Genomic DNA, 26,127 nt, shown 5'->3' on the forward strand with positions numbered 1-26,127 from the left:
ACGGCTGGCAGAAACCAACATTGTGAAGGAGGTCGCATGACGACCGCCTCTGCTGGTCCCGGGCCGCGCGCCGGTCCGCCCCGCTCCCAAGGGGTCGCTTCCCGACTCTGATGGAGACCATGCGGAGGGCAGAGCCGCCGGCAAGACAGCCAAGACCGAGGACCGACCGGGATACGGCGGGCGCCAACGGGCACCGCCTCGACCTGAACAGCACCGCAACTGCCATTCGTTCTGGGCCGGTTGGCTCGACACGCCGCCCAGGGCATTCGACGCCCGCTCACGTACTTCCCGGAGACTCCACCATGCGCACCACGATCGCTGACGCAGACAGCACGACCCCCGTCCAAGAGACCACCGACACTCTCCGCGCCGCATTCCGTCAGCACGACCTTGCCGTCCCCGGTCTGTCTGTGGTCCGGGGCAAGGTGGAGCTGGGCGAGGTCACCGTCCCCACCGCCGACCGGCTCGCCTGTCTCCTGGGCGCTCCGGCACAAACGGTCGAACGGAACCTGGAGGAATGGCCCGAGGTGCGGCAGGTCATGCGCCGTCTCGGCGCGGCCTTCGCAGCAGTGACCGGCGGCGGCTTCCTCGATCTGTACTTCCACCACGACTGTGTCCGCTGCGACAGCGACGCCGCCCTGGCACTCAGCCCCATCGACGCACAGGCCGCGCGAGGTCTCCTGGCCGCTCTCCGATCGCGAGCATGACCACCCCGGCCGCCGTACCTGTTGAAGGAGGAACCCGTGTTAACTCCACCTGTCTATCCGGACTTTGAGCGCGCGTATCTGGATGTGCTCGGTCATCTGGTGGATCGGTTCGAGTACCGGAACGCGCCGCGTGGGAATGCCGCGCGTGAGCGCGTCGGTCTCAGTTTTCAGATCGCCGATCCGCGTGCGCGTCTTCCGTATCTGGCCGAGCGGAAGGTCAATCCGGTCTGGCACTTCGCCGAGGCGCTCTGGTACCTGGCCGGTCGCAATGATGTGGAGATGCTGGCGTATTACGCGCCGCATGTAGGGCAGTTCTCGCGTGACGGGCGGACGATGGGCGGCTCTGCGTACGGCTCGCGCATGTTCAACCCGCCCACGGACGACGGCACATCACCGTTCGACCGGGTCCTGGAGCTGCTGCGTACGGAGCGGGACAGCAAGCGCGGCCTGCTGCCGATTTTCACCGCCGACGAACTGGCCGTGGCCGACAACCCCGACATGTCCTGCGTGGTCGCCCTGCACCTCCTCGTACGCGAGGGCCGACTCCACATGGTCTGCTACATGCGGGCCAACGACTGCGACCGCGGCCTGCTGTCCGACACGTTCTCCTTCACGATGATCCAGGAGTTCGCCGCCGTACAGCTCGGTCTCGAACTGGGCACGTACACCCATCACATCGGTTCGGCGCACGTTGGCGAGCGGGACGTCCCGCGCATCAGGCGAGTCCTGGCCGAGGCCGAACTGGCCACGTCAAAGCGGCGGTTCCCGTTCCCGAAGATGCCGGCCAGCACGTCCTTCTCAACCATCTCCGACCTGCTCATGCACGAGGAAACGCTGCGCTCCGGCCGGGGCCGCCAGCAGCCGCGGGAGATCGCGTCGCTCGGCTTCGACCCGTACTGGCAGCAGGTGCTGCTGCTGTTCGAGGTCCACCGGCAGATCCGCCACTGCCCGGCGGACCCGGTCGACGAGAGCGTGCTGCACGCCCTGGACCCCGGGTTTCGCTGGCTGGTGACCCATCGCTGGCCCCAGCGCATGCCCGGGAAGGAAGTGCGGTCATGACGATGGCCGGGAGGCCGTCGTGGAGCGGCGGTGTGGTCGACGGCGTCGACTGGGACCGGTGGACGGTGATTCTCTGCAAGCCGGACTGCGTGGCAACCGGCCTCACCGACCGCGTTCTTGAGCGGATCGCTGCCTGTGGCGTCACCGTCCTCGGCCGGCTCGACCTGACGGCGAGGGCGTGGCAGGGCCCATGTGCACTACTGGGATCTGCTGGTGGACGCCGACTGGTTCACCGGTCGTGACATTCCCGCCGCGCTCGATGCCCTGTACGCGGACAAGCCGGTGACCGTCGCCCTCGCCCACGGGGATGCCGGTATCCACGGCAGGGTGCGGGACCTGCTCGGTCACTTCGACCCCACGCAGGCCGCCAAGGGGACCATCCGCGGGGACCTCGGTCGCGACAGCCTGGAGGCGGCGCTCGCCGGCGGCCGGCTGGTGAACAACCTCGTGCACACCTCGGACGACCCCGACGCCGCGCGCCGTGACTTCGGCACCTGGTACGGCGCCCGCCGCCGCAAGTTACTCACCCCACCGCCGCAGCACCCACCGCACCAGCGTGCGGCAACCGAGCACCCGCTCCGCCACACCCCCGACTGGAGGTCCACATGAACACACCCGTTGCTCCGTTACGCCGGGCCCTGCCCATCCTGACCCCCGACCAGATCGGCGGACTCAAGCCGGAACTCGCCGACGTGATCGAGTACCGCAAGTCGGGGCTGTCGCTGAACTGGATCGTCGGCTGCCCGCTGGAATGCGGATACTGCGTCCGGCACCTCTTTGACAACTTCGAGATGAAGGCCCCCCGGCGCCTCATGTCGGACGCGGAGGCCGTCACCCGCCTCGTGGGGCACCCGTACTTCCGGGCGCACAAGACGCCCGTCCAGCTCCTGAACCGGGCCACGGACCCCATGCTCCCCATCGTCAAGCCGCACGTGTTCAAGGTGCTGCGGGCCCTGGACGAACAGGGCCTGACCAACCACGTACTGATCATCACGCGGTGGCGGGTGACGCCCGAGGACTGCGCGATCCTCAACAGCTTCACCCACCTGCGACTGACCATCCTCGTCACCCACTCCAACATCGCCAACCCCGCGATCGAACCCGTCGACTCGACCATCGCCGCGCGCAGCCTGCGCACCCTGTACGAGCACGCCGAGCGCTACCGCACCGTCCTGTACTGGCGCCCGATCGTGCCCGGCCTCAACGACTCCGCCGCCGACATCGAACGGGCACGTGAACTGTCCCGGCACGCGCACGCGACCGTCTTCACCGGACTGTTCTTCCGCGAGGAGATCGCCTCCTACTACCAGGCGCACGGGCTGCCGATGCCCTACGACGAGACGGCACGGCGGAAGATCATGCCCGAGGTCGCCGAGCAGCGGATTCTCGACGCCTTCCAACAGGACGGCACGTGGGGGGCGTTGTTCCGCAAGACGAGCTGCGGGGTCGCGTACGCGCACGGAGAGGCCGACTACAACGGCCACTTCGGCATCCGGGAACTGTGCGACATCTGCCCCGAAACCCAGATCGCGCGATGCCAGGCAGTCTGGGTCAAGCCGGATCCGGCCACCGTCACGGCCGAAGCCCAAGCACTGGGCGCGACGGGCGTGGTGGAGGTCAACGACCGTGCCATCGTCGTGGAGGGACTGGACGAGCCGCCGCGCTACTTCCTCCAGCACGGCTTCGGCTACCAGTGCCACGACCGCACCAAACCCCATCACCACCGCCGGCACGGCCGAGCCCCCATCGGCTGGACGGCGGAGAACGGAACCACCCCCACATGAACTTCTCCTCCTGGCCCCCGCTCCTCGTGGTCGACGTCGAAGGCAACGGCGCCAACCCGCCCGACCTCGTCGAAGTCGCCGCACTCCCCGTACGCGAAGGACGGCCCGACACCAGCACGGCGGGCGCGTGGCTGACCAAGCCCCAGCACCCCGTGACCCCGTTCGCCGCCCGCGTCCACGGCCTGACGAACGACCGGCTGGATACCGAGCCAGGCTGGGAAGAGATCGCCGACCAGGTCCACACCCTCCTGGGCACCTCATGGATCTGCGCCCACAACGCACACGTCGACCACCGGGTGCTCGCCGCGCACCTCCCGACGTGGCAGCCGGCCGGAGTCCTCGACACCCTCCGCCTGGCTAAGGCCACCCACCCCGGCCTGCCCAAGTACACCCTCGACGCCCTGATCGAACACCTCCGCCCGGACCTGACCACGGCCCCCGCACACCGCCACCGCGCCACATACGACGCCTACGCCACCGCCCAGCTCCTGATCCTCTTGGCCGACCACTACGACACCTGGGACCAGCTCGCCGCCGCAGCCGTCCCGCCCGGCCTGCCCGGAGCCCCCGAACCAGACAAGGACCCCACCCTGTGGTGACCACCCCTCAGCCCATCCGCATCGGCATCATGGGCACCCACTCCACCGGCAAGACCACCCTCCTCAAACGCATCGAGATGGAACTACGCGCCCACGGAATCCCCGTAGCCCGCACCGGCCGCCTCGGAAAACGAGCCGCACTCACCGGCCTGCCCAAGATGCAGCACCACACCGCCACCTCCACCGAATGGATCATCACCCAAGGCATCGCCGACGAAATCGCCGCAACCGCCCGCCCCAACCCCGAACCGATCCAAGTCGTCCTCGCCGACCGCGCTGCCTGGGACGCCCTCGCCTACTTCCACGCCGCCCAGCACTGGCGACAGGCAACCCCCGACCCGCTGGAGTGTGAACGGCTACGGCTCCTGGCTTCCACGCAGGCGCAGAAGTACCACCTGCTCCTGGCCACGGTCCTCGACCAGGCACTACCGGTCGAGAGCAAGCACGACTACGACGCCCGCTACCGCGCATTGGTCGACCATCACACGCACGTGCTCCTCGCCAAAGACAAGATCCCGCACCAGCCCGTCACCAGCGACCCCAACAGCCAGACCCGTGCCGTCGAACGGGCACTCCAACTCTGCCTCAACCAGGCCACGCCATAAGCATCACCCGGCAGGCAGTATCACCATGACCACCTCGGCCTCAGTTCAGGAACCAAAGCTGGAAAGAGGGACGCGTCGGCAAGCCGGCAGAGACTTGGGGCCCGTGACCTATGTCTCGTACTTCTCCGTCGCGGCCCGAGCCGACTTCGCGTTGGAAGTTGCGTTGAGACGGGCTACCTGCGCGCGTTGCGAGACTTCGCCCCCGAAAGAGGACCACCCGAAGAGAGAAGCGAGCAGTTCGGCTGCAACAGCCGCTGCTGTCGTCAACGCTGCCATCACCCCGCACATGGACGCGGGGGGCCTAGCAACCCATCGGCCTCGGCTTCTTGCAGCCGCGATGGCGCATTGCTCCGACCAGAGCTCAAGGACCTGAGCGAGACGGGCGAAGCAGGCTGCCGCCGCAGCCAAGCAAATATAGAAGCTAGTGAGCCCTCCGCCGATGCGCGCAGCGATACCAGGAGGCGGTCCTTCGTCGCTCCAAGGCCAACCCATGACGGAATAGACGACGGCCAGACCGGCCGAAGCTGCTATCCATGCAGACCCGAGCAGAGACTCCAGGCGGCCCTCGTAGTCATCCTCTTCCTTGTCATCCTGCTTGGGCTGTCGTTTAGTCGACGCAGGTTCGCCGGACGTCTTTTTTCCTGAGGGCGGAAGAATGATCTGCCAAAAGCCACCGTGGACGTCGCCGCCCACAAACGTGCCGGAGCCGTGGTTGTGCTGTTCCCGGTGCTCAGCGTCCGCCATCTGACGCCCCGCCGTAGTTGAATGTCACGCCACCGTGCACGTCACCACCGATGAACGTGCCAGTGCCAGTGTTGTGTTGGTTCCAGACATTCGAGACCGGCGGGTCAGGCACTGCGAGTTCGTCCACCTCGCTCATGGCGTCGCGGTGCTCGTCGAGATAGTGAGCGATGAGCTGTACCCAGGCAGTCGCTGCGAGCGCCTGAGCTTCTGGAGAGAGCGAGGTGAGCTGCGCTGCGGTGTCATCCACTGCCTGGGCAGCGGCGCGCTGTTGATCCGGGGCCGCCCGGCGGAAGAAACGCGCAACTCTCAAGCGCATCTTCTCGGAGCCCGATGTGGCTATGGCTGCGACCAGCGTGCCAGCTGCACCAGTGGCCACAGCCATTAACTCGGCGTCGTACATGATCGATATCTCCCCATCCGTGATGACGTGCCCCAGCAGAACCTACCGGGCACCACTGACACTCCGACGGGACAATCCGCAGTCACAGACTCCGACACGAGCACTCGGCCAGCTGAGCCAGACTCGGCCGCTGGCCGGCGCGTCGCATGGGATCGGATGCAGTACTTGACCAGGCAGAACGGAGGGCACCCCGGTCTCAGTTGTGGTCTCATTCACCCAGTCCGCCGCCGTCCCGGAACCGGACCACCACCCGCCCCGTCCCAGGTCAGAACGTGCCCGTCCCCGTCGGCCACTCCAGACGAGGATCTGGAGTGGCCGACGGGGACAACCCTCACGAGTTCGAATCTCGCACCCCCGCGCCCGTCCATCAGGGCGGAAGAGCCCGACCGCTATGGCCTCGGGCCCTTCTCAGTTCCGTAGTTGCAGTTCGCATGGCGGACGTAGCCGGAGGATCTCGACAGAAGGTCCCATATCAGCTTCTGGGCACCGCTCGCAACTTCGACCGGGTTTGTCAGTGGTGGGTGGTAAGCCTGTTCTCCTACCGATCGGCTTCTCGGGTGAAGGGCAAACAGCTATGGCGAGAGAGCGTTACGTCGACCATGAGGTCCTCAAGGCATTCGCGCAGAGCAAGGTGAATGTGCCGAAGGAGGAGGCGAAGGAGCGCCGCCGGCAGGTGAACTACCTGCGGACGCGGCTGGAGGAGTACATCGCCGCGCACCCGGACTTCGATCTGGTGAAGCTCCGTGCGTCCGGTAGCACGGCCAAGCACACAGCGATCCGTCGAAGGAGCGGCACGGGGTCTGACGCGGACGTTGCAGCGTACTTGCGCGTCGGGGACCCCGACGTCGACGTCTCGACCGTACTGGCCTGGCTGGAGGAGCGGTGCAGGGAGGTCTACGGCAGGACGAAGGTCGCGGAGGACTTCAAGCCCTCCGACCACGCGGTCGGTATCACTATGCGGGGCTCTGGCTTGAAGATCGACGTGGTGCCGGTGCTCTACACCGGCGAGCCTGACGACCGGGGCTACTTGGTCACCAGCGGCGGCATCAAGGTGCTCACCTCGGTCACGCTACATCTGCGCTTCATCGAAAAGCGCAAGGCGGAGGCCGGTGACGGCTACCGGGAGCTAATCCGCCTGCTGAAGGCGTGGATCCGCGAGAGCAAGGGGGGCGACCCGCAGCTGCGCTGCAAGTCGTTCCTGATTGAACTCCTTGTCGCGCACCTGTGGGACGTCGGCTGGAACGGCCAGCCTCTCCAAGTCGACGATTACCCGCAGGCGATCGAGCAGACGCTCTCCTACATCGTTCGCACCGGCCTGAAGACGCCGATCATCTTCACCGACTACTACACGGCCGACGAAGTGAACGCGACGACCGATCCCATTCAAGTCTGGGACCCGGTCAACCCGGAGAACAACGTCGCCTGCGGCTACACCGAGTTCGACCGCCAGCGGTTGGTGAGCCACGCCAAAACCACTCTCGACACCCTCACGATGGCTGCCTACGCGGCCACGAAGGGTGAGGCGCTCGACCTCTGGCGCGAGCTGTTCGGCCCCAGCTTCCCAGGAGAGTGACCATGACCGGCTCGTACGCCAGATCCGCCTCAGCCTCGTTCACGATCACCGATGCCCGTTACGTCGGAGGCAGAGTCGGCGCCGACCTGCGTCTGCTGTACAACCTCTACGGCGAACCCTCTCTCGACCGAATCGACGACTTCGCCGAGGAGGTTGCGCTGCTCCTGCGCGACGGCTACCTCGGCACTGTCGACTACGGATTTCGCAACACGGCCACCAACGCTTGGAAGTTCCGCCTGCGCTACAAGGCCACGGCCGGCGGCCAGCTCACCGACTCTCGACCCGGTAGCCTCCCGGACCCGCTCGATCTCACCGGCTACACCTTCCACAGTTTCCTGACCTACAGCTCTGCCTTCGGGCTCCTGACCAGCAGCCAGCAGGCAGGGGTCAAGGAGGTCCTGCCGATCTCCCGGACGACCGGCACCGCCCCGAGCGCCCTCGCGGGCACCAGCACCACGGGGCACGGCTACGCCCGCAACGGCGCTGGCGTTCACCGCGACGTCTACGTCGCCCACTAGTCCAGCACCATCAGCAGGAGGAATGAGCACGTGACCAGCCAGGACGACCTGTTCCACCCCGTCATCGAACTGCCCGAGCCCACCCGACGCGCCCGCTACAACCGCCTGGTCGGCCTGGACGAGATGAAGCTGCGCCTACGCAAGGAGGCCGCGCTGCTGGCCGATCCGCGCCGGCTTCGGTCCTGGGCCGCGCAGCACCACGGCGGCGACGTCGCCGCTCTCGCCCTGTTCGTGGATCGGGCGCCGCTGTTCGTTTTCGCAGGCGACGTAGGCTCCGGCAAGTCCGCGTTGGCCGAATCCTTCGGCTGTGACCTCGCCGACTGGCTCGATCTGCCGGTGTACCTGTACCGGCTCAAACTCGCCACCCGCGGCAGCGGCCTGGTCGGCGAGATGACCTCCCTCATTGGAGACGCCTTTACCCACATGCACACGATGGGCAAGCGCGCGTCGGGCTTCGAGGGAGCACGCGCAGTGCAGATTCTTGTCGTCGACGAGGCCGACGCCCTGGTGCAGTCCCGCGAGGCCCAGCAGATGCACCATGAGGATCGGGCTGGCGTCGACGCGTTCCTGGCCGGCATCGACGGCTTGGCCGGCGCCGGGCTCCCAGTTGTCATTGTGCTGTGCACCAACCGGGTCGGCGCCCTCGACCCAGCCGTCATGCGCCGCGCCGCAGCCACATTCACCTTCACCCGCCCCGGCGACGAGCAGCGCCACGCGGTCCTCACCCAAGCGCTCGACGGACTCGCCATCCGGCCCGAGACCGTCCGCAAGGTCGTCGAGCTCACCGGCCCTACAGAGGACCGCCCCGGCTACACCTTCTCCGACCTCACCCAGCGCCTGGTCCCGGCAGCGGTCTTCCGAGCCTTCCCCGACCGGCCCGTTATGGACGAGGACTTTCTCGCCCTCGCCGAGGAACTGGAGCCCACCCCCATCTTCACCGAGGAGCGCTGATGGCCCACCTCCCCGCCCCTGGCCCCACCAGCGTCCGCACCACCGGCGACTACTACCAATGGCTCGTCGCCTGGGAGGCATGCCTGACCCTCCTCCGCGAGAACGCCGCCCGTTCACACAACCCTGTGCGCGCCGTCGGCGTCGAACTTGACGGCGTCGGCAATCTCGACGACGTCGTCCTGCTGCGCGATGGTCCCCCGAACACCTACAAGCAGGTCAAGTACGCGGTCGACAGCGCCACACCAGTCAACACGGAATACCTGACCAAGCCCAGCGCCAGCGGCGGCCCGTCGATTCTCAAGAAGATCGCCAGGACCTGGCAGCAGTTAACCGCAGACGGCGGCAACGTCGACCTGCACCTGGTCACCAACCGGGCCGCCGACCCCGCCGACGATCTGGTGAAGGTCTGCGATGCCCGCACCGGGCTCCTGATGCCCAAGGCAGCCATCGGCGGGGACAAGTCGGATCGCGGCAAGGCCCGTGCCCGATGGGCCGAGGAAGCAGGTCTGACCGAGACCGACCTTCTCGACCTGCTGTCGGTGCTGCACTTCGACCTGGCGGTGAACATGGTCAAGTACCAGGAGCACCTGCAGCTGTCGATGGCCGTCGCGGGTCTGCACAACGACCAGCGGGCGTTGGAGGCGGGGGCCGGATGGGTAGCCAAGATGGTCCGCGACGGCCAGCGCGAACTCACGCTGGCGATGGTCGAGAGCGCCGTCGCCGAGTTGGAATTGCAGGCCGGCCTTGCTCGGGCCGTACTGTCGATCGCCACCCTCAAGCCGGACTCGATGGCCCCGGACGCCGACCACGCCATTGACTGGGTCGACCGCTTCGAAAGCGACTCCGAATACACCAAGCGTCGACCTATGTCGCCGAATACCTGGGCCCAGCTACAGGCGGACATTGAGGCCGCACCTGGACGCCTGCCCGCTGGTACGACCGCCATCTCCGTCACGGGCAGCATCCGTCTAGCGCCAGCCTTCCTGGTTGGTACCACCTTCCGCATGGTCACCGGGACCGACCTCGCAGCGCTGCAGCGGGGGAGGGCCGGCAGCCAGCTCTGGTCCACCAACGACCCCTTTGAGACCGCCTCGGCCCCGGAAGTCGCTGAGTACGAGATTGGCCAAGGCGACGAGATCGCTGTCGCCATCTCGGTCGCAACGGAGATCACCAGGGACGTCCTGGAGTACCTGCGCGGGCAAGACCTCCCGGTCGGTAACCTCATCGTCCTAGCGCCGCCGAGCGGCAAAGCGAACGACGGCTCCGTCCCCGGCAGCACCGCCGCCAACGCCTTGGCAGTGGGCATCCGCGATCACCTCCGCCACTCCACACGCCGAGTCCAACGCATGCACCTCTTCCTCGCCTGCCCGATGGGACTTGCTCTTCTGCTGGGCAACCGATGGAACCGGCTGTGTCAGACCGTCGTGTACGAGGACATCAAGATCGACGACGGATATGAAGCGGCATTCACGGTAGAGGCGTGAGAGGCCAAAGCCCAATGTCACCAAACCGCGATATCTGGAGCGTCGCGGATACGCTTCGCAGCGTTCCGACTGTTGGGGGTCCGAACCCACATGGCAGGAACCGACATGACCATTACCTTGCGGATCCACGCAGAACTGCGGATCAAGAGGGCGAGTGTGGGGACGTGCTCAGCACGCTGTGCCGGATCGTCTCAATGTGGGCTTCGCTGCTTTTCCGCTTCGTTGGAGTTGTCGTCTTGGCTGTCTCCTGGCAGACCGGCCACCCCGTGCACGACGCCTACGTCGTACGTCGTCGCCCTTCCCGCCGCGGCGCGCGCTATGGGGTACTTCTACGCTCCCGAGGAGCAGACGGTCTGCGCCTGCGCATGCGATGAACCGATTCCGGTTGGCAGGCACTTCGCCAGCGGACACGACCAGACAGCCCTGCACGAGTGGGTCCGCCAGGTGGGTAGTGTCATCGACCTTCATTGCCTGGTTCGACCGTGCCCGTGGCTACTGGCCCGACATCAACGTCGTCTACGCGCCCAGTCAATCCGAAGGTCGGCGGCCTCACGGGTACCCGCCCGCCCGAGCGCGCCACCGGCTGGGAAGCGCCCACTTCTGCATCGACGAGGGCGGACGGGCCATCAGCCGCCCCCCGACTCGCCTCCGCCGAGGAAATGACGAGCCTCCGGCCCTGCGAGACCTGCCAGGATGTTTCCGCGAAAGAAGCTGCCCAAATATAGCGACCGTCGTCGGAACGGCCAGGGCCTGAGTGCACTTCTGGTTGCATTTACCTCCGTGCAGCACCGTTCAGGCAACCCTTCTTCACCTTCCCTATCACAGGTCAGAATGCTCCTGTATGCCCCAGGCTTTGGACGACCATTTGGAAAGCGTGTGGGGGCATCCTTATGAGTTGGGGCCCTACCGTTCAAGGCGGGCCTTCCGCGTGCGTGCTTTGCAGTTGGGTCTGAAGGAATGGCCTCTGGATAGCTGCCGCCGCACACAGCGACCGAACCAACCAACGAGGGCCGCTACCCCGGCAGTGGGGTAGCGGCCCTCGCAGTGTTTCTGACGGCACGTCAGGGAATCGGTCCGGCGGTGCACACTCGGTGCACAAGGGGGTGGAAAGCGAGCGGTCACTGTGAGAACTGGTGAGAAGTGTTCTCGCAGGTCACAGCTCGTTTTTGAGTCTTCCGCCCAAGTGGCCGGACCCCGCGGTTTAGATGTCGAAGTACAGCTCGAACTCGTGCGGGTGCGGGCGAAGTTGGATCGGGGCGATTTCGTTCGTGCGCTTGTAGTCGATCCACGTCTCGATCAGGTCCGACGTGAACACGCCGCCCGCCTGGAGGTACTCGTTGTCCGTCTCCAGGGCCTCGAGGACCGCCGGGAGGGAGGTCGGGACCTGGGCCACGCCCGCGTGCTCCTCCGGGGCCAGTTCGTAGAGGTCCTTGTCGATCGGCTCCGCCGGCTCGATCTTGTTCTTGATGCCGTCGAGGCCCGCGAGGAGCAGGGCCGAGAAGGCCAGATACGGGTTGGACGACGGGTCCGGGGCGCGGAATTCGACGCGCTTGGCCTTCGGGTTGGAGCCCGTGATCGGGATGCGCATCGCGGCCGAGCGGTTGCGCTGCGAGTAGACCAGGTTGACCGGGGCCTCGAAGCCGGGGACCAGGCGGTGGTACGAGTTCACCGTCGGGTTCGTGAACGCCAGCAGCGACGGCGCGTGCCGGAGGATGCCGCCGATGTAGTAGCGGGCGGTGTCCGACAGGCCCGCGTATCCCTGCTCGTCGTAGAAGAGCGGGTCGCCACCGGCCCACAGGGACTGGTGGACGTGCATGCCGGAGCCGTTGTCGCCGAAGATCGGCTTGGGCATGAAGGTCGCGGTCTTGTTGTTGCGCCAGGCGACGTTCTTCACGATGTACTTGAAGAGCATCAGGTCGTCGGCCGCGGCGAGCAGCGTGTTGAACTTGTAGTTGATCTCGGCCTGGCCGGCGGTGCCGACCTCGTGGTGCTGGCGCTCGACGTCGATGCCGACGCCGTCCAGCGCCAGGGAGATCTCCGCGCGCAGGTCGGCGAAGTGGTCGACCGGCGGGGTCGGGAAGTAGCCGCCCTTGTAACGGACCTTGTAGCCGCGGTTGTCCTCGGTCGAGCCCGTGTTCCAGGCGCCGGCCTCGGAGTCGACGTGGTAAAAGCTCTCGTTCGACGTCGTGTTGAAGCGCACGCTGTCGAAGACGTAGAACTCGGCCTCCGGGCCGAAGTACGCGGTGTCCGCGATGCCGGTGGAGGCGAGGTACGTCTCGGCCTTCTTGGCGATGTTGCGCGGGTCGCGGCTGTACTGCTCACCCGTGATCGGGTCGTGGATGAAGAAGTTGATGTTCACCGTCTTGTCGCGACGGAAGGGATCCACCCGAGCGGTCGACAGGTCCGCGCGAAGCGCCATGTCCGACTCGTGGATCGCCTGGAAACCGCGGATCGACGAACCGTCGAAGGCCAGCTCGTCATCCGGGTCGAACGCCTTCGCCGGGATCGTGAAGTGCTGCATCACGCCAGGCAGGTCGCAGAACCGGACGTCTACGAACTTCACGTCCTCGTCCGCGATGAACTTCCTGGCGTCGTCGGCGTTCTGGAACATCCAGCTCCTCCTCCTCCCGTCCCCGGGGAGGGGCGGGGGTTTATCGCTACTGGTCGTGCGGCCAGTGCGGTGGCACACGCAGGACCCGACCATAGGTTTGCGGGATTTCTCAAGCATGACCCATTTGTTTCGCCGAAGTTAACCGGCCCGGGTGTGCGGCTTTCCACAGACGGGCCACGGCGGCCTGAAACAGCCGTACGGTCTGCGCCACGCGACGGGCGCTCCGCCCCGCACCTCTGGTCTCTCTTGTACCCCGTGCCCCGCCCCGTACCCCCGGGGCCCGGTGTACGGATCCCCGCGCAGTACCGTGGTCGGGTGGACAACAGGCAAGCAATCGGATCGTGGCTCTCCGGACCGCGCGCGACGGCCGAGGAGATGGGCACGGACTTCGGGTACCGGGGCGAGCGCCTCGGTCTGCCGAAGGAGGGCCCCGGTTCCGCCGCCCCCGTCGGGCGGCGTCTCGGCGCGCTCTTCCTCGACTGGGCGCTGTGCACGCTGATCGCGTACGGGCTCTTCGCCCGCGACGCCCAGACCGCCGCCAACTACGCGCTCGGCGTTCTCCTCGTCCTGAACATCCTCACCGTCGGGACCGTCGGCTGCACCCCCGGCAAGCGCCTCTTCGGGCTGCGGGTCATCTCCGAGGGCCGCGAGCGGCTCGGCTTCGGGTGGGCCCTGGTCCGCAGCGCCCTGCTCTGCCTCGCCCTGCCCGCCCTCATCTGGGACCGCGACGGGCGCGGGCTGCACGACCGGCTCGGCCGCGCCGTCCAGGTCAGGATCTGACGCAGGAGTCCTGGGAAACGCAGAGTCATAGGAAACGCAGAGTCATAGGAGAGGGCGGCGAAGGAACTCGCGTTCCTTCGCCGCCCTCCATGTGTCCGAAGACCGGAGTTGTCCGGTCAGCGCATCTTTCCGCCCCGCGGCATCCGCATGCCCTTCGGCATCGGGCCCTTCGGCAGCGGCATGTTGCTCATCAGGTCGCCCATCGCCCGCAGCCGGTCGTTGGTCGCCGTCACCTGCGGGCCGGAGAGCACCCGAGGCAGCTTGAGCATCGTCGTACGGACCTTCTTCAGCGGCACCTGGCCCTCGCCGTCGCCGACGATGATGTCGTGCACCGGCACATCGATGACGATGCGCGCCATCTTCTTCTTCTCGGCCGCCAGCAGGCTCTTCAGCCGGTTCGGGTTGCCCTCGGCCACCAGGACGATGCCGGCCTTGCCGACCGCGCGGTGGATCACGTCCTGGCTGCGGTTCATCGCGACCGCGGGGGTGGTGGACCAGCCACGGCCCACGTTCTCCAGCACGGCCGCCGCCGCTCCCGGCTGGCCCTCCATCTGCCCGAAGGCAGCACGCTCGGCGCGGCGTCCGAAGACGATCGCCATCGCGAGGAAGGCCAGAATGAAGCCCAGAATGCCCAGATAAATGGGGTGACCGACCAGAAAGCCGATCGCGAGGAGGACGCCGAAGGTGACGATGCCCACGCCCGCGAGGACGAGACCGACCTTCTTGTCGACCCGTCGGGTCATCTTGTAGGTAAGAGCGATCTGCTTCAGTCGCCCAGTTTCCGCCGCAGTGTCTGCGTTTTCCTTCCTCGCCATAACCGAAGTTTACGTGGCTCAGGAAGTGCGGCCCGACACGGCCTCCAATACGTGCTGCGCCTCGACCCGGTCCTTGGCCCTGCGGCGGTCTTCGAGGACGGCCGTCCAGGCATTCCTACGGGCCGTGCGCTGGCCGCCGCTCATGAGAAGCGACTCCACGGCGCGCAGGGCGTTGGAGACGGAGGGCAGGGCGTTGGGGCGGCTGGCTGCCGCCATCACCTCGGTGACGGGTCGTACCGGCGCGGCCTGCATGGTGGCTGTTCCCCCTAGGAACGAGTGCGAGTGCGAGTGCGAGTGGCGGTGCGGGTCCGGCCCCGGGTCGGGGTTCGGGGCGCGAACCGGAATTGCGCGGGGCGTCATGCGGTGCGTAATAACGAGGGTTCCCTCTTGGTGTTACCAGTGCGTGACCAAGCGGTCAAACGGCCGTGAATGCCTGAAGCCGTACCTCCGAATGGCGCCGCGGCCCGTACTCGACCCCTTACCTGCGGGGAGAGTACGGGCCGCGGCGGTGCGGCGTTACTGTCAAGTAGCCGCTTGTGCTCGGATTCACACAGCGGGCGCGCGCAACAAGTCGGCGGAAGCCGCCGGATTCACACCGCCTGGCGGACAGAGTCCGCGCCGCGGCGCTCCATCGCCTGCTGGAACAGCCGCCCCGCGCGGTACGAGGACCGGACCAGCGGTCCCGACATCACACCGGAGTAACCGATCGCGTCGGCCTCGTCCTTCAGCTCCACGAACTCGTGCGGCTTCACCCAGCGTTCGACGGGGTGATGGCGCGCGGAGGGCCGCAGATACTGCGTGATCGTGATCAGCTCGCAGCCCGCCTCGTGCAGATCGCGCAGCGCGTCGCTGACCTCTTCGCGGGTCTCGCCCATGCCGAGGATCAGATTGGACTTCGTGATCAGGCCGGCCTCGCGGGCCCGGGTGATGACGTCGAGGGAGCGCTCGTAGCGGAATCCGGGACGGATCCGCTTGAAGATCCGCGGCACCGTCTCGACGTTGTGCGCGAGCACCTCGGGGCGCGAGGAGAAGACCTCGGCCAGCTGCTCGGGCTCGGCGTTGAAGTCGGGGATGAGGAGTTCGACCTTCGTACGGCCGGCCGGGCGCTCCGCGGTCTGCGCGTGGATCTGGCGCACGGTCTCCGCGTACAGCCACGCGCCGCCGTCCTCCAGGTCGTCGCGTGCGACGCCGGTGATCGTGGCGTAGTTCAGGTCCATCGTCACGACGGACTCGCCGACCCGGCGCGGCTCGTCGCGGTCCAGCGCCTGGGGTTTGCCGGTGTCGATCTGGCAGAAGTCACAGCGCCGCGTGCACTGGTCGCCGCCGATGAGGAAGGTTGCCTCGCGGTCCTCCCAGCACTCGTAGATGTTGGGACAACCGGCCTCCTGGCACACGGTGTGCAGACCCTCGCTCTTCACGAGCTGCTGCATCTTGGTGTACTCGGGCCCCATTTTCGCCCGGGTCTTGATCCACTCGGGCTTGCGCTCGATGGGGGTCTGGCTGTTCCGGACCTCCAGGCGCAGCATCTTGCGTCCGTCGGGTGCGACAGCGGACACGTCCGGCACCTCTCTCTGCTGGCGCGGCATTCGAATCTTCGGCGAACACCAGAGTACGCCCGTTGATTGCTTGGTACTGCGTGGCCATGGCGTCGCATGGCGTTGGCTGGCGTCGTACGGCGTTGGCTGGCGTAGGGACAACCTGGGGTCGGTGAGGGGCATTCCCCCGAGAAAGGTGCCGGGCGGTGGCGGGTCAGGCGCGTGCCGGCTGCCCGACGGGGTCGGCGCCCGCCTCGGACTTGGCCACGGCCTCGGACTTCTCCTCGGCCGCGGCCCTGAGAGCCGCCTCCGCCTCGATGTCGCGCGGCTTCGGCTCCGCCTGCTCCAGTACGTTCCGCAGGTGGTGCTCCACCACGGGAAGCACCTCGGTGACGGTGAGGTCGTGGCCCAGTTCGTACGAGAGTGAGGTGACGCCCGCGTCCCGGATCCCGCACGGCACGATTTTGTCGAACCAGGTGTTGTCCGGGTTCACGTTCATCGAGAAGCCGTGCATCGTGACGCCCTTCGCGACACGGATGCCGATCTGGGCGAGCTTGCGGTCCTCGCGGCGCTGGCCCGCGTTGGAGGGGGCGTACTCCGGCCCGTTCAGCCGGGGGTCGAACTCCCCGTCGGTCATCCGGGGATCGAAGTCCAGCGACAGACCGCCCAGGGCCGGGCGCTCCTCCACCGGATCGCCGAGCACCCACACGCCGCTGCGGCCCTCCACCCGCGTCGTCCGTACGCCGAAGTCGGTCGCCGTACGGATCAGCGCCTCCTCAAGACGGCGTACGTGCGCCACCACGTCCACGGGGCGCGGCAGCTTCACGATCGGATAACCGACAAGCTGGCCGGGGCCGTGCCAGGTGATCTTGCCGCCACGGTCGACGTCCACGACAGGAGTGCCGTCCAGAGGCCGTTCACTGTCCTCGGTACGCCGCCCCGCCGTGTAGACCGGCGGATGTTCGAGGAGCAGGCAGGTGTCGGGGATCTCGTCCGCGTAGCGCGCCGCGTGGACCTCGCGCTGCTTCTCCCACGCCTCCAGGTACTCGACGGCGTCCTCGCCGAAGCCCAGATGGACGAACCGCAGCTCACTCACGGCGTTGCCTCCTTCGTCTGCGCCCGGTATCCGGGGGTGTGATCCGGGGGTGTCCCCGCGACAACCGGGCACGTGCACATATCGCGCCTCAGCCACTGTACGGCCGCGTTCCGCGGAGTGGTCCGGCAGGCCCGCGGGGGCCAGGAGGCCGTACAGAACCGGTGGGTGCGGTACGTCAGCTAAGCCCGCAATCCTCACACGATCGGATGAATGTGGGACGAACGTGACGGTGCGGGCAGCTCCGACCGCTAAATTCGCGCCGTTCCATGAGGGCTGCTCCCGGGGCCCGGAAGGCAGGAGACCGTACAGCTGATGTCGGAACGACCTCCGCAGCGCATCCCCAACCGCCAGCTCGCCGCGCTCATCGCAGAAGCCGGTTTCTCCAACGCAGGTCTCGCCCGCCGGGTGGACCAGCTCGGGCTGGAACACGGCCTCGATCTGCGGTACGACAAGACATCCGTGACCCGGTGGCTACGCGGTCAGCAGCCACGCGGCACCACGCCCGCGCTGATCGCGGAGGTCTTCACACGCCGGCTCGGCCGCCGGCTCTCCGCGCAGGACCTGGGGCTGGACGCCTGCGCGCCCGTGTACGCGGGGCTGGAGTTCGCGGCGACCCCCGAGGAAGCCGTCGACATCGTCGGCGGGCTCTGGCGCAAGGACTCGGGGAGCCACGCGGAGCTGCGGAAGATCGCGTTCACCCCGGCGGGGCTCGTCGTCCCCAGCCGCGACTGGCTGATCGGCCGCGCGGACGAGCGTGTCGGGCACGACGGGTCCGCCGCGACGGTGGCCGCCGGACCGGGTCAGGTGCCGGGCCGGCCCTCCGGTCACCAACTGGCGGCGGCCGGGGGCGCGGGCACGTCGTCGTACGGGACGTCGCCCTCCTACGGAGGCGGAGGCGCGGGCGGAGGCGCGGGCGTGGGCCGGGCGGTGGGCGCCGCGGGCACCCGGGTGCCCCTCCAGGGCCGCGCCACCGTGCCGCGTCAGGCCGTCCCCGGCGGGGTCCTGCCCGCACGGCAGACGGACCGCGTCGCCGGGCAGCGGGTGGGCAGCGGCGACGTCGCCGCCCTCCGGTCCGTCAGCGAACTGTTCCGCACCCTGGACCAGGCGTACGGCGGCGGCCACGCCCGCCAGGCCCTTGTCCGGTATCTGGAGCACGAGTGCGAGCCGATGCTGCGCGGCGTGTACGGCGAGTCCACCGGGCGTCGGCTGTTCGCCGCCGCGGCCGATCTGACCAGGCTGGCCGGCTGGACCTCGTACGACATCGCCGCGCACGGACTCGCCCAGCGCTACTTCGTACAGGCGCTGCGGCTTTCCCAGGCGGCGGGCGACCGGGCGTACGGCTCGTTCGTGCTGATCACCATGAGCCGCCAGGCCGTCTATCTCGGGCACGGCCGGGAGGCGGTCCAGCTCGCCCGGGTCGCCCAGCAGGGCGTCGGCTCCTCCGCGCCGCCCGTGGTGCAGGCGCTGCTGCACTCCGTGGAGGCGCGCGGGCACTCCGTGCTCGGCGAGGCGCGGGCCTGCACCGCCTCCCTCGCACGGGCCGAGCGTGCGCTGGAGTCGGCGCGGCCCGGCGACGAGGTGCCGCACTGGGCGAGCACCTTCGACGAAGGACAGCTCGCCGACGAGTTCGGGCACTGCTACCGGGATCTCCAGCAGTACCGCGCGGCCGTCCAGCACGCGGAGCGCTCGCTCCAGTTACGGTCGCCCGCGTTCGCGCGCAGCCGGCTCTTCTGCCGGGTGGTGCTGGCCTGCGCCCGCCTGGGGCTCGGTGAGCTGGACCAGGCGTGCGCCCTGGGAGCGGAGGCGGCGCAGCAGGCGACGGAGATCCGGTCGGCGCGCGCCGTGGACTACGTACGGGACTTCGAACGGCGGCTGGAGCCGTACCGGGAGGCGGCCGCGGTACGCAACTACCGTGACCGGATCGCGGCGTTCGGGTGAGCGGGGCGCTGTTCGTGGAGTTGAGGGCGCGCTCGGTCGCGGTGACGGCCAGGGCGTGTGGTGAAAGTGGAGTCCCCCGCAGGGCGGGGCTCACGCCCGCCGCGGAGCGGCTGACGACTCGTTGGTGCGTGCGATCGCAAGGCGGAGGATCGGCGTGGTGGATGGACCGTGCGTACTCGGGCGACCCGACAACGCCGCGAGCGTGCGTGCCGGGCGTCGTGAGCCAGCGGGACTTTCACCACACGGGTCAATACACCTAGGCCGCCGTGGGGAGCTGGACGGGTCCGTCGCCGGGCCGTACGCCCAGGTCGTCCAGGATCGCGTAAGCGGCCCTGCGGCCCGACGAGAGCGCGCCCTGGACGGTGCTGGTGTCACGGTGGTCCCCGCACACGTACAGCCCCGACAGCAGCCGTACCTGGCGGCGCAGATCGTGCGGTGCGGGCATGGCGGGGACCGCCTCCGGGTCGTGCTGGACGGCCAGCAGCTCCCAGTCGGCGGTGGACGTGCCGTACAGCGTCGCGAGATGCGCGCGGACCCCGGCGTCGAGTTCCGCCCCGGGAGGCGGCGTACGGAGCCCGAGCACCGTCGAGGAGATCAGCGACCGGCCTGCCGGAGCGCGCGACGGGTCCACCGCGCTCATGACCGCCGTGTGGGCGACGGGGCCGCCGCGCCGGTCGCCGTCCAGGAGCAGTGCCGGTTCGGTCATCGGGGGCGTGGGGGCCGTGTGGTGAAGGACCGTCACGGGGTGGAAGTCCGGCACCCGCAGACCCGGCAGCAGCTCGGCGGCGGCGCGGGCGCCCGTCGCCACGAGCAGGGAGCGGCAGGAGATCTCGCCGTGCTCCTTCGTACCGACGGAGCTGATCGACGCGTCCGTCACGCACACGCCCGTCCGCACCGTACCGGGCGGCAGCGTTGCCGCCAGCAGCTCAGGGAGGGCGGAGGCGCCGCACTCGGGGACGCACAGCCTGCCCCGGGAGAAGCTGCGCAGGGCCAGGTCGGCGCAGCGGCTGGAGGTGGTGAGGTCCGGGTCGCAGAGCAGCGCGGACAGCAGCGGGCGTACGAAGCCGTCGACCGTCCGCGCGGGCAGTCCGCGCGCGGACAGCGCGGCGAGGGCGGGGCGTTCGGGGCGGGCCAGCAGTCGGTTCACCGGCGTCGTCGCGAGGCGGCCGAAGGCCGCGTGGAGGCGGGCCTGGTCGAGCGCGTTGCCCAGCGGGGGGCGGGAGCTGAGCCGGGCGGCCCTGGCGCCGCCCGGGACGCGGCTCCGTGCCGTCCTGGCGCGTGGGGCGCTTGCCAGGGCGCGTGCGGCGGTGAGTGCGCCCCGCGCGCTCCCCGCGCTGACGGTGACGCCCGCGCGGTGGTGCCGTCCCTCGCTGTGGACGAGCACGCCCGGCGAGAACAGCCGTAGTGCGGCGTTCGTCAGCGCGGGTGTGCGGAGCAGTTCCGGGTACGAGGTGTTCAGCAACTGGCCGATGCGGTCGAGCCGGAAGCCGTCGAGGTGGTCGGTGGCCATCCTGCCGCCGATGTAAGGGGCGGCCTCCAGGACGGTGACTGTTACGCCGGCGCGGGTGAGCTGATGAGCTGCGGACAGTCCTGCGATTCCGGCGCCAATGATGACGACGTCCGCGTGATGTTCAGTGGTGAGCACGTGCCCCTCCCCGAGGTCGGCGCGGCTGTACGGTCCGGGGGGCTGGTGCCCCGCCCCACTCAGGGAATACCCGAGTGCGGGTCGAGACTAGGAAGGGAACCGGCCGTTCGCAGTCGCGCAGTGGCGGGGGCATCGGTGCGTACGGGGCGCACGCGGGGTGCCGTCCGGCGGTTGCCGTCGCCGGGTCCGCCCGGCGGCGCACCCGCTACACGCGAACCGCCGCCGCGATCGATTCGTCGATCTTGGGGAACGCGAACGTGAACCCCGACTCCAGCAGCCGCCCCGGCAGCACCCGTTGGCTGCCCAGCACGTCCTCCGCGAACCCGCCCAGCGCCACCCGCAGCGCCACCGGCGGTACCGTGAAGACCGTCGGGCGGTGCAGTACGCGGCCCATCGCCGCCGTGACCTCGCGGTTCGTCACCGGCTCCGGGGCCGTGAGATTCACCGGGCCCGACAGGGACTCCGCGTCGATCAGATGCCGCAGCGCCGCCACGTGGTCGTGCAGGGAGATGAAGCTCCAGTACTGCCGCCCGTCGCCCAGCCGGCCGCCCAGCCCCGCCCGGAAGATCGGGAACAGCCGCCCCCACGCGCCGCCTTCGCGGGCCACGACGAGCCCCGTGCGGCCGAACACCGTCCGTACGCCCGCCTCCGACGCCGGGGCCGCCGCCCCCTCCCACTCGACGCACACGGAGGGCAGGAAGCCCTCGCCGGGCGGTGCCGACTCGTCCACCGGGCGGTCGCCCGTGTCGCCGTAGAAGCCGACGGCCGAACCGCACACCAGGACCTTCGGCGGGGTGTCGAGGGACGCCACGGCCTCGGCGATCGCCGCCGTACCGAGGACCCGGCTGTCCCTGATCTTCTGCTTGTACGCCTTGGTCCACCGGTGCTCTCCGACCCCCGCGCCCGCGAGATGGACGACGGCCTCGCAGCCGTACAGTCCGCTCACGTCCACGTACTGGCGCACGGGGTCCCACTCGACCTCGTCTCCCGCGCGGGACGGGTGCCGGACCAGGCGGACCACCTCGTGCCCGTCGGAGCGCAGGGAGCGCGTGAGCGCCGTGCCGATGAGCCCGGTGGAGCCGGTGATCGCGATCCTCATGAAAACCATCCTGCCGGTACCGGCCCACATGGGACAGTTTCCGGTATGCCGGAACCCCTCATACGTGGCGCTCTGCCGTCGGACGACGAAGCCCTGAGCCGCCTCGACCACGACACGTGGTCGACTCTGCACGCGGTGACGCCCAGGCAGGAGCCGCCGTTCGAGCCGTTCTTCGACGCGCGTCACCGGCCGCGGGACTATCTGATCGCGGAGATCGACGGCAGGAACGCCGGCTACCTCCGGCTGGTGCCGCCCACCCCGCTCGCCTGCAACGCGCATGTCCGGCAGATCCAGGGGCTCGCCGTGTACGAGTGGGCGCGCGGCCAAGGTGTGGCGCGGCGGCTGCTGCGCGCGGCGATGGAGAAGGCGCGCGGTGAGGGCGCGGTGCGGATGACGCTGCGGGTGCTCGGGCACAACAAGCCGGCGCGTGCGCTCTACGAGTCGGAGGGCTTCGTCGTGGAGGGCGTGCTGCCGGGGGAGTTCCTCCTGGACAAGCGGTACGTCGATGACGTGCTCATGGGCCGTTCGCTGGACGTCTGAGGCAGGGGCGCGGGCGTCAGTCGACGCCGAACCGCTCCCAGAGGCGGGGAAGCCGGTCGGCGAGTGCCTGGGAGTCCTCGAAGTCGATCGGCGTGCCCTCGGGCTCCGGGGCCTGCGGGCCGACGCCAAGGTCGGGCGCGACGGCGCCGGTGAGCTGTTCGTACGCCTCGTCGGCCGCGTAGCCCAGGTCCTCGCCGTCGCCGTCGATCTCCTCGTCGAACTCGCCGATCAGGTCCGCGAGGCTGTCCGGATCGTGCACCGCGCCCTCGAAGACCTCCCGGCCCTGGCCGATGAGCCAGCAGCGGAAGTAGTCGAACGCGTCGTCGCTCGCGCCACCGAGCAGAATCGCGGCGGCGGCCCACAGGTCCCATTGGTACGCGCGGTTGTAGCGGGTCTCGAAGTGCCGGGCGAAGTCCAGGACCGAGTCGGGGTCCAGTTGGAGCAGCCTCTCCACGAGGAGATCGGCGTGCTCGTCGGGGTCACCGTCGGCCGCGTCGCGCGTGGCGTCGATGATCTCCCAGAACTCCGTCTCGTCGGTCACGGGTACAGCATCGTGCTTGCCGGAGGGCGGCGCACGCGGAGCGCGGAAAGCGGGCGAGATCCGCGCCGGGCGGCCGAACGGAGTCGGCCGGTGGAAGCCGGACAGAAGATGTCTCCTTTCCGTGGAACGGTCACAGGGAGAGACCGACAGAGAGAGGGAACCGCCTGATGACCGACAACCGCGACAAGCCACTGACAGGGAAGATCGCGCTGGTGGCCGGGGCCACCCGGGGCGCGGGCCGCGCGATCGCCGTGGAGCTGGGCGCCGCCGGGGCGACCGTGTACGTGACGGGGCGCACCACGCGCGAGCGGGTCAGCGAGGTGGGGCGGGCGACGGAGACCATCGAGGAGACCGCCGAACTGGTCACCCGCGCGGGCGGCGAGGGCATCGCCGTACCGACCGACCATCTGGAGGCCGAGCGGGTACGGGATCTGGTGGAGCGGATCGACCGGGAGCAGGGCCGGCTGGATGTGCTGGTCAACGACGTGTGGGGCGGGAACAAGCTTCTCGACTTCAACACCCCCGTGTGGGACCTCGACCTGGAGCGCGGGCTGCGGATGCTCGACCTCGGGGTGAAGACCCATCTGATCACCAGCGCTCTCGCGCTCCCGCTGCTCGTACGGCGGCCGGGGGGCCTGGTCGTCGAGGTCACCGACGGCACCGCCGAGTCGAACCGGAAGCCGCGCGAGAACTTCTACTACGACCTCGCCAAGAACGCCCCGATCCGGATGGCCTATCTGCTGGCCGAGGAGCTGAAGGGGGTGGGCGGCACGGCGGTGGCCGTCACGCCCGGCTTCCTGCGCTCCGAGGAGATGCTGGACGGCTTCGGCATCACCGAGAAGAACTGGCGGGACGGAATCAAGATCGAGCGGCACTTCGCGCTCTCGGAGACGCCGGTGTATCTGGGGCGGGGAGTCGCGGCGCTGGTCGCCGACCCGGAGCGGGAGCGCTGGGCCGGGCAGGCGCTCTCCAGCGGGCAGTTGGCGAAGGAGTACGGAGTCACGGACGTGGACGGCAGCCGGCCGGACGTGTGGGCCTACATGGCGGCCGAGGCGGCGGCACCCGGCACGGAGATCGCCATGGACGGCTACCGGTAGAGACGCGCGGTGCGGTCGGCCGAGTCGGCGAAGCGGGAACGCAGCTCCGCCGGCTCCAGCACCTCCAACTCCGGCCCGAGGCCGAAGAGCTGGGAGAAGGCCACGTCGGCCGACTCGACCGGCAGCGTGAGCGTCGTCCAGCCGTCCTCGTCCGGGGGGCCGGCCGCGTCGGCGGCCTCCTGGGCCGAGGCCCGGTCGGTCATGTACGGCAGTCGGCGCAGGCCGTCGGGGGAGAGCCGGAGGACCACCGCCGTACGGAGGATCGACCGGGCGAACTGCGCGGCCCGCTCGTCCCAGAAGGCGGGCAGGTCGAAGGACTCGTCCCGCTCGAAGCGTTCGTCGCGGAGCGTGACCTCCGTGAAGCGGTCGATCCGATAGACCCGGAGGGACGCGTCGACGCGGGCACAGAGATACCAGACGCCCGCCTTGAGCACGAGTCCGTACGGCGCCAACTCCCGCTCCACCTCGGCGTCCTGGCGCCGGTAGCGGGCGACGACGGTGCGGTCGTCCCAGACGGCCTCGGCGACGGCGGGCAGCCACTGCGGCGTCTCGGGCTCGTTGTACCAGCCCGGCGCGTCGAGGTGGAAACGCTGCGCCGCCGAGTCCGACGCCCCGCGCAGGGAGGGGAGCAGCGCCGCCGACACCTTCAGGCGGGCGGCGGACGCGGCGTCCTCCAGGCCCATCTCACGGAGCGCGTTCGGCAGCCCCGAGAGGAACAGGGCCTCCGCCTCGCCCCGTGCCAGGCCCGTGAGGCGCGTACGGTAGCCGCCCACGAGCCGGTAGCCGCCCGAACGCCCCCGGTCCGCGTAGACCGGCACTCCGGCCTCCGAGAGGGCCAGGGCGTCGCGCGTGACGGTGCGCTCGGACACCTCCAGCTCCCGCGCCAGCTCGGCCCCGGTCATGGAGGGCCGCGCCTGGAGGAGCAGCACCATCTTGATCAGCCGGGCAGCGCGCATGGATCCATTGTCCACGGACGCCGCCACGGGCCGGGCGGACCTGCTAGGCGAGAGGCTCCTGGAGCTCCGTCACCCATTTGTCCTTGTCCGCCGGGCATTCGAGGTTGACCTCGCGCGCGTAGCCCGCCGAGCGGTGGCCGCCCGTGTCCATCCAGCGGGCCAGGATCTGCGCCGTCGGCATGATCGTGTCCATCGAACCCCGGTGCACGATCGTCGCGGCCCGCTCGATCGGAGGCAGGTCCAGGATCTCGAAGTCGTGGCCCGGCGCCGGGTCGGCGGCGACCACCACTCCCGCGTGGACGACAACCGCGCCGTTCCCCTCGGGGGCGTCCTCGTAGCGGGCGACGCCGGGGCCCGTCGGGGCCACACCGGCCGCCCCGAGGCGCCGGAACAGCTCCTCGTACAGAGGACCGATGACAGGCCCGATGTCCTGGGGTTCGTAGGTGGCGGCCACGGCGGACAGTTCGGCCACCCGTACCGTTGGAACGTTCTTGACGACGACGTCTTCGGTGGGCATACGCCCCTCGCTCTCGATCGACCGGAGCCTCGCCTCGACCTGGACCAGCGTGGCGGCTGCCGCCGCCATCGCGGCCTCCAGCTCGGCCCGCCGCAGCGTCAGCATCCCGCGCAGCTCGTCCGAGTTCACGCGGTCCTCCAGGATCTCCCACACCTGCTGGAGTGTGAAGCCGAGATCCTTCAGGGCGATGATCCGGTTGAGCTGGGCCGCCGCGTAGTAGCGGTAGCCGCTGTGCGGGTCGGTCCGGGAGGGACGCAGCAGCCCGATCGCGTCGTAATGACGCAGCATGCGGGCCGACACACGGCCGTACCTGGCGAAGTCTCCGATGGTGAACATGACGTCCCCTACTGCACTGCTTCACACGGTGTCAGGGTCAAGCCCGCCGTGGACGTGACCTCATGAGGAAGCGGGGGGGGGGGGGGGGGGGGGGGGGGCCCCCCCCCCGGCGCCCCCCCCCCGGCCCCCCCCGGGGGGCCCCCCGCGGGGCGGAGCGGGCCGGGGCCCCCCGCGCGCGGCGCCCCCCCCCCGGCGCC

25 protein-coding genes are annotated in these 26,127 nt (G+C 69.2%); 14 read left to right on the plus strand and 11 right to left on the minus strand.

The genetic code is table 11. The annotated features are described in order from the left end of the window. Positions 1 to 302 precede the first annotated feature (302 nt). From ACIBBB_RS11335 to ACIBBB_RS11360, 6 genes are all read left to right on the plus strand, one after another. Positions 303 to 707, plus strand: a complete 405-nt coding sequence (locus tag ACIBBB_RS11335) for a hypothetical protein (protein ID WP_398980796.1) — start codon at positions 303 to 305, stop codon at positions 705 to 707. Between the two features lie 36 nt (positions 708 to 743). After that, positions 744 to 1,766 carry a thymidylate synthase gene (locus tag ACIBBB_RS11340; protein ID WP_398980797.1) on the plus strand — a complete coding sequence of 341 codons (1,023 nt, stop codon included), beginning with the start codon at positions 744 to 746 and terminating at the stop codon, positions 1,764 to 1,766. Between the two features lie 192 nt (positions 1,767 to 1,958). Continuing rightward, a complete protein-coding gene (locus ACIBBB_RS11345) occupies positions 1,959 to 2,375 on the plus strand; it encodes a nucleoside-diphosphate kinase (protein WP_398980798.1) in 417 nt (138 codons plus the stop codon). Continuing rightward, positions 2,372 to 3,550, plus strand: a complete 1,179-nt coding sequence (locus ACIBBB_RS11350; RefSeq protein WP_398980799.1) for a radical SAM protein — start codon at positions 2,372 to 2,374, stop codon at positions 3,548 to 3,550. The genes ACIBBB_RS11345 and ACIBBB_RS11350 overlap by 4 nt, the downstream gene beginning before the upstream one ends. Next, positions 3,547 to 4,149 (plus strand): exonuclease domain-containing protein, encoded by a 603-nt coding sequence (locus tag ACIBBB_RS11355; RefSeq protein WP_398980800.1) that lies wholly within the window; start codon positions 3,547 to 3,549, stop codon positions 4,147 to 4,149. Before ACIBBB_RS11350 ends, ACIBBB_RS11355 begins: the two co-directional genes overlap by 4 nt. After that, entirely contained in the window at positions 4,146 to 4,754 is a 609-nt protein-coding gene (locus ACIBBB_RS11360; protein WP_398980801.1) for an AAA family ATPase, read from the plus strand. Before ACIBBB_RS11355 ends, ACIBBB_RS11360 begins: the two co-directional genes overlap by 4 nt. Positions 4,755 to 5,484: 730 nt before the next feature. Here the strand turns inward: ACIBBB_RS11360 and ACIBBB_RS11365 are convergent. Then, positions 5,485 to 5,898, minus strand: a complete 414-nt coding sequence (locus ACIBBB_RS11365) for a hypothetical protein (RefSeq protein WP_398980802.1) — start codon at positions 5,896 to 5,898, stop codon at positions 5,485 to 5,487. 574 nt (positions 5,899 to 6,472) lie between these two features. On the opposite strand from ACIBBB_RS11365, the gene ACIBBB_RS11370 reads away from it, so the two are divergent. Genes ACIBBB_RS11370 through ACIBBB_RS11385 form a run of 4 tightly spaced genes read left to right on the plus strand, consistent with a single transcriptional unit; the run spans position 6,473 to position 10,424 of the window. Beyond that, positions 6,473 to 7,471, plus strand: coding sequence for a CBASS oligonucleotide cyclase (locus tag ACIBBB_RS11370; RefSeq protein ID WP_359994336.1), 999 nt, complete (start codon positions 6,473 to 6,475; stop codon positions 7,469 to 7,471). Between the two features lie 2 nt (positions 7,472 to 7,473). Then, a complete protein-coding gene (locus ACIBBB_RS11375) occupies positions 7,474 to 7,989 on the plus strand; it encodes a hypothetical protein (RefSeq protein ID WP_398980803.1) in 516 nt (171 codons plus the stop codon). A gap of 30 nt (positions 7,990 to 8,019) precedes the next feature. Further along, positions 8,020 to 8,940, plus strand: a complete 921-nt coding sequence (locus ACIBBB_RS11380; RefSeq protein ID WP_381897248.1) for an AAA family ATPase — start codon at positions 8,020 to 8,022, stop codon at positions 8,938 to 8,940. After that, positions 8,940 to 10,424 carry an SAVED domain-containing protein gene (locus ACIBBB_RS11385; RefSeq protein WP_398980804.1) on the plus strand — a complete coding sequence of 495 codons (1,485 nt, stop codon included), beginning with the start codon at positions 8,940 to 8,942 and terminating at the stop codon, positions 10,422 to 10,424. The genes ACIBBB_RS11380 and ACIBBB_RS11385 overlap by 1 nt, the downstream gene beginning before the upstream one ends. Positions 10,425 to 11,625: 1,201 nt before the next feature. On the opposite strand, the gene glnA is transcribed toward ACIBBB_RS11385, so the two are convergent. After that, a complete protein-coding gene (gene glnA, locus ACIBBB_RS11390; protein ID WP_398980805.1) occupies positions 11,626 to 13,035 on the minus strand; it encodes a type I glutamate--ammonia ligase in 1,410 nt (469 codons plus the stop codon). A gap of 315 nt (positions 13,036 to 13,350) precedes the next feature. Between glnA and ACIBBB_RS11395 the strand changes: the two genes are divergently transcribed. Continuing rightward, a complete protein-coding gene (locus tag ACIBBB_RS11395; protein ID WP_398980806.1) occupies positions 13,351 to 13,815 on the plus strand; it encodes an RDD family protein in 465 nt (154 codons plus the stop codon). A gap of 116 nt (positions 13,816 to 13,931) precedes the next feature. Here the strand turns inward: ACIBBB_RS11395 and ACIBBB_RS11400 are convergent, their stop codons facing one another. From ACIBBB_RS11400 to lipB, 4 genes are all read right to left on the minus strand, one after another. Beyond that, complete coding sequence (locus tag ACIBBB_RS11400) at positions 13,932 to 14,630, minus strand: DUF4191 domain-containing protein (RefSeq protein WP_398980808.1); 699 nt, start codon at positions 14,628 to 14,630, stop codon at positions 13,932 to 13,934. 18 nt (positions 14,631 to 14,648) lie between these two features. Then, positions 14,649 to 14,849, minus strand: a complete 201-nt coding sequence (locus tag ACIBBB_RS11405; protein WP_398981289.1) for a hypothetical protein — start codon at positions 14,847 to 14,849, stop codon at positions 14,649 to 14,651. 371 nt (positions 14,850 to 15,220) lie between these two features. Next, a complete protein-coding gene (gene lipA, locus ACIBBB_RS11410; protein ID WP_398980809.1) occupies positions 15,221 to 16,186 on the minus strand; it encodes a lipoyl synthase in 966 nt (321 codons plus the stop codon). A 193-nt stretch (positions 16,187 to 16,379) separates the two neighbouring features. Further along, the gene (lipB, locus tag ACIBBB_RS11415; protein ID WP_398980810.1) at positions 16,380 to 17,261 is read right to left on the minus strand and encodes a lipoyl(octanoyl) transferase LipB; all 882 of its coding nucleotides are present in this window, start codon (positions 17,259 to 17,261) and stop codon (positions 16,380 to 16,382) included. A gap of 312 nt (positions 17,262 to 17,573) precedes the next feature. On the opposite strand from lipB, the gene ACIBBB_RS11420 reads away from it, so the two are divergent. Continuing rightward, a complete protein-coding gene (locus tag ACIBBB_RS11420; RefSeq protein WP_398980811.1) occupies positions 17,574 to 19,199 on the plus strand; it encodes a regulator in 1,626 nt (541 codons plus the stop codon). Positions 19,200 to 19,455: 256 nt separating this feature from the next. On the opposite strand, the gene ACIBBB_RS11425 is transcribed toward ACIBBB_RS11420, so the two are convergent. Together ACIBBB_RS11425 and ACIBBB_RS11430 are read right to left on the minus strand one after the other, a co-directional pair. Next, a complete protein-coding gene (locus tag ACIBBB_RS11425) occupies positions 19,456 to 20,907 on the minus strand; it encodes an NAD(P)/FAD-dependent oxidoreductase (protein WP_398981291.1) in 1,452 nt (483 codons plus the stop codon). A gap of 142 nt (positions 20,908 to 21,049) precedes the next feature. Then, on the minus strand, positions 21,050 to 21,952 hold the full coding sequence (locus tag ACIBBB_RS11430) for a TIGR01777 family oxidoreductase (RefSeq protein WP_398980812.1): 903 nt from the start codon (positions 21,950 to 21,952) through the stop codon (positions 21,050 to 21,052). A 36-nt stretch (positions 21,953 to 21,988) separates the two neighbouring features. On the opposite strand from ACIBBB_RS11430, the gene ACIBBB_RS11435 reads away from it, so the two are divergent. Beyond that, complete coding sequence (locus tag ACIBBB_RS11435; protein WP_398980813.1) at positions 21,989 to 22,483, plus strand: GNAT family N-acetyltransferase; 495 nt, start codon at positions 21,989 to 21,991, stop codon at positions 22,481 to 22,483. A 16-nt stretch (positions 22,484 to 22,499) separates the two neighbouring features. Here the strand turns inward: ACIBBB_RS11435 and ACIBBB_RS11440 are convergent, their stop codons facing one another. Next, complete coding sequence (locus ACIBBB_RS11440; protein ID WP_398980814.1) at positions 22,500 to 23,024, minus strand: DUF4240 domain-containing protein; 525 nt, start codon at positions 23,022 to 23,024, stop codon at positions 22,500 to 22,502. 167 nt (positions 23,025 to 23,191) lie between these two features. Here ACIBBB_RS11440 and ACIBBB_RS11445 point away from each other — a divergent pair, with 167 nt between their 5' ends. Further along, on the plus strand, positions 23,192 to 24,121 hold the full coding sequence (locus ACIBBB_RS11445) for an SDR family oxidoreductase (RefSeq protein WP_398980815.1): 930 nt from the start codon (positions 23,192 to 23,194) through the stop codon (positions 24,119 to 24,121). Here the strand turns inward: ACIBBB_RS11445 and ACIBBB_RS11450 are convergent. Beyond that, positions 24,112 to 25,077 (minus strand): helix-turn-helix transcriptional regulator, encoded by a 966-nt coding sequence (locus ACIBBB_RS11450; protein WP_398980816.1) that lies wholly within the window; start codon positions 25,075 to 25,077, stop codon positions 24,112 to 24,114. The genes ACIBBB_RS11445 and ACIBBB_RS11450 overlap by 10 nt on opposite strands. A gap of 43 nt (positions 25,078 to 25,120) precedes the next feature. After that, complete coding sequence (locus tag ACIBBB_RS11455; protein WP_398980817.1) at positions 25,121 to 25,930, minus strand: MerR family transcriptional regulator; 810 nt, start codon at positions 25,928 to 25,930, stop codon at positions 25,121 to 25,123. Positions 25,931 to 26,127: the final 197 nt, after the last annotated feature.

Source organism: Streptomyces sp. NPDC051217 (assembly GCF_044455465.1).
GTDB lineage: Bacteria > Actinomycetota > Actinomycetes > Streptomycetales > Streptomycetaceae > Streptomyces.

What these genes read in the sequence shown, in the direction of transcription:
- ACIBBB_RS11335 (WP_398980796.1), top strand. Translation starts at nt 303, where the DNA reads ATGCGCACCACGATCGCTGACGCAGACAGCACGACCCCCGTCCAAGAG.
- ACIBBB_RS11350 (WP_398980799.1), top strand. Translation starts at nt 2,372, where the DNA reads ATGAACACACCCGTTGCTCCGTTACGCCGGGCCCTGCCCATCCTGACC.
- ACIBBB_RS11355 (WP_398980800.1), top strand. Translation starts at nt 3,547, where the DNA reads ATGAACTTCTCCTCCTGGCCCCCGCTCCTCGTGGTCGACGTCGAAGGC.
- ACIBBB_RS11365 (WP_398980802.1), bottom strand. Translation starts at nt 5,898, where the DNA reads ATGTACGACGCCGAGTTAATGGCTGTGGCCACTGGTGCAGCTGGCACG.
- ACIBBB_RS11370 (WP_359994336.1), top strand. Translation starts at nt 6,473, where the DNA reads ATGGCGAGAGAGCGTTACGTCGACCATGAGGTCCTCAAGGCATTCGCG.
- ACIBBB_RS11375 (WP_398980803.1), top strand. Translation starts at nt 7,474, where the DNA reads ATGACCGGCTCGTACGCCAGATCCGCCTCAGCCTCGTTCACGATCACC.
- ACIBBB_RS11385 (WP_398980804.1), top strand. Translation starts at nt 8,940, where the DNA reads ATGGCCCACCTCCCCGCCCCTGGCCCCACCAGCGTCCGCACCACCGGC.
- glnA (WP_398980805.1), bottom strand. Translation starts at nt 13,035, where the DNA reads ATGTTCCAGAACGCCGACGACGCCAGGAAGTTCATCGCGGACGAGGAC.
- ACIBBB_RS11400 (WP_398980808.1), bottom strand. Translation starts at nt 14,630, where the DNA reads ATGGCGAGGAAGGAAAACGCAGACACTGCGGCGGAAACTGGGCGACTG.
- ACIBBB_RS11420 (WP_398980811.1), top strand. Translation starts at nt 17,574, where the DNA reads ATGTCGGAACGACCTCCGCAGCGCATCCCCAACCGCCAGCTCGCCGCG.
- ACIBBB_RS11430 (WP_398980812.1), bottom strand. Translation starts at nt 21,952, where the DNA reads ATGGTTTTCATGAGGATCGCGATCACCGGCTCCACCGGGCTCATCGGC.
- ACIBBB_RS11435 (WP_398980813.1), top strand. Translation starts at nt 21,989, where the DNA reads ATGCCGGAACCCCTCATACGTGGCGCTCTGCCGTCGGACGACGAAGCC.
- ACIBBB_RS11445 (WP_398980815.1), top strand. Translation starts at nt 23,192, where the DNA reads ATGACCGACAACCGCGACAAGCCACTGACAGGGAAGATCGCGCTGGTG.
- ACIBBB_RS11450 (WP_398980816.1), bottom strand. Translation starts at nt 25,077, where the DNA reads ATGCGCGCTGCCCGGCTGATCAAGATGGTGCTGCTCCTCCAGGCGCGG.
- ACIBBB_RS11455 (WP_398980817.1), bottom strand. Translation starts at nt 25,930, where the DNA reads ATGTTCACCATCGGAGACTTCGCCAGGTACGGCCGTGTGTCGGCCCGC.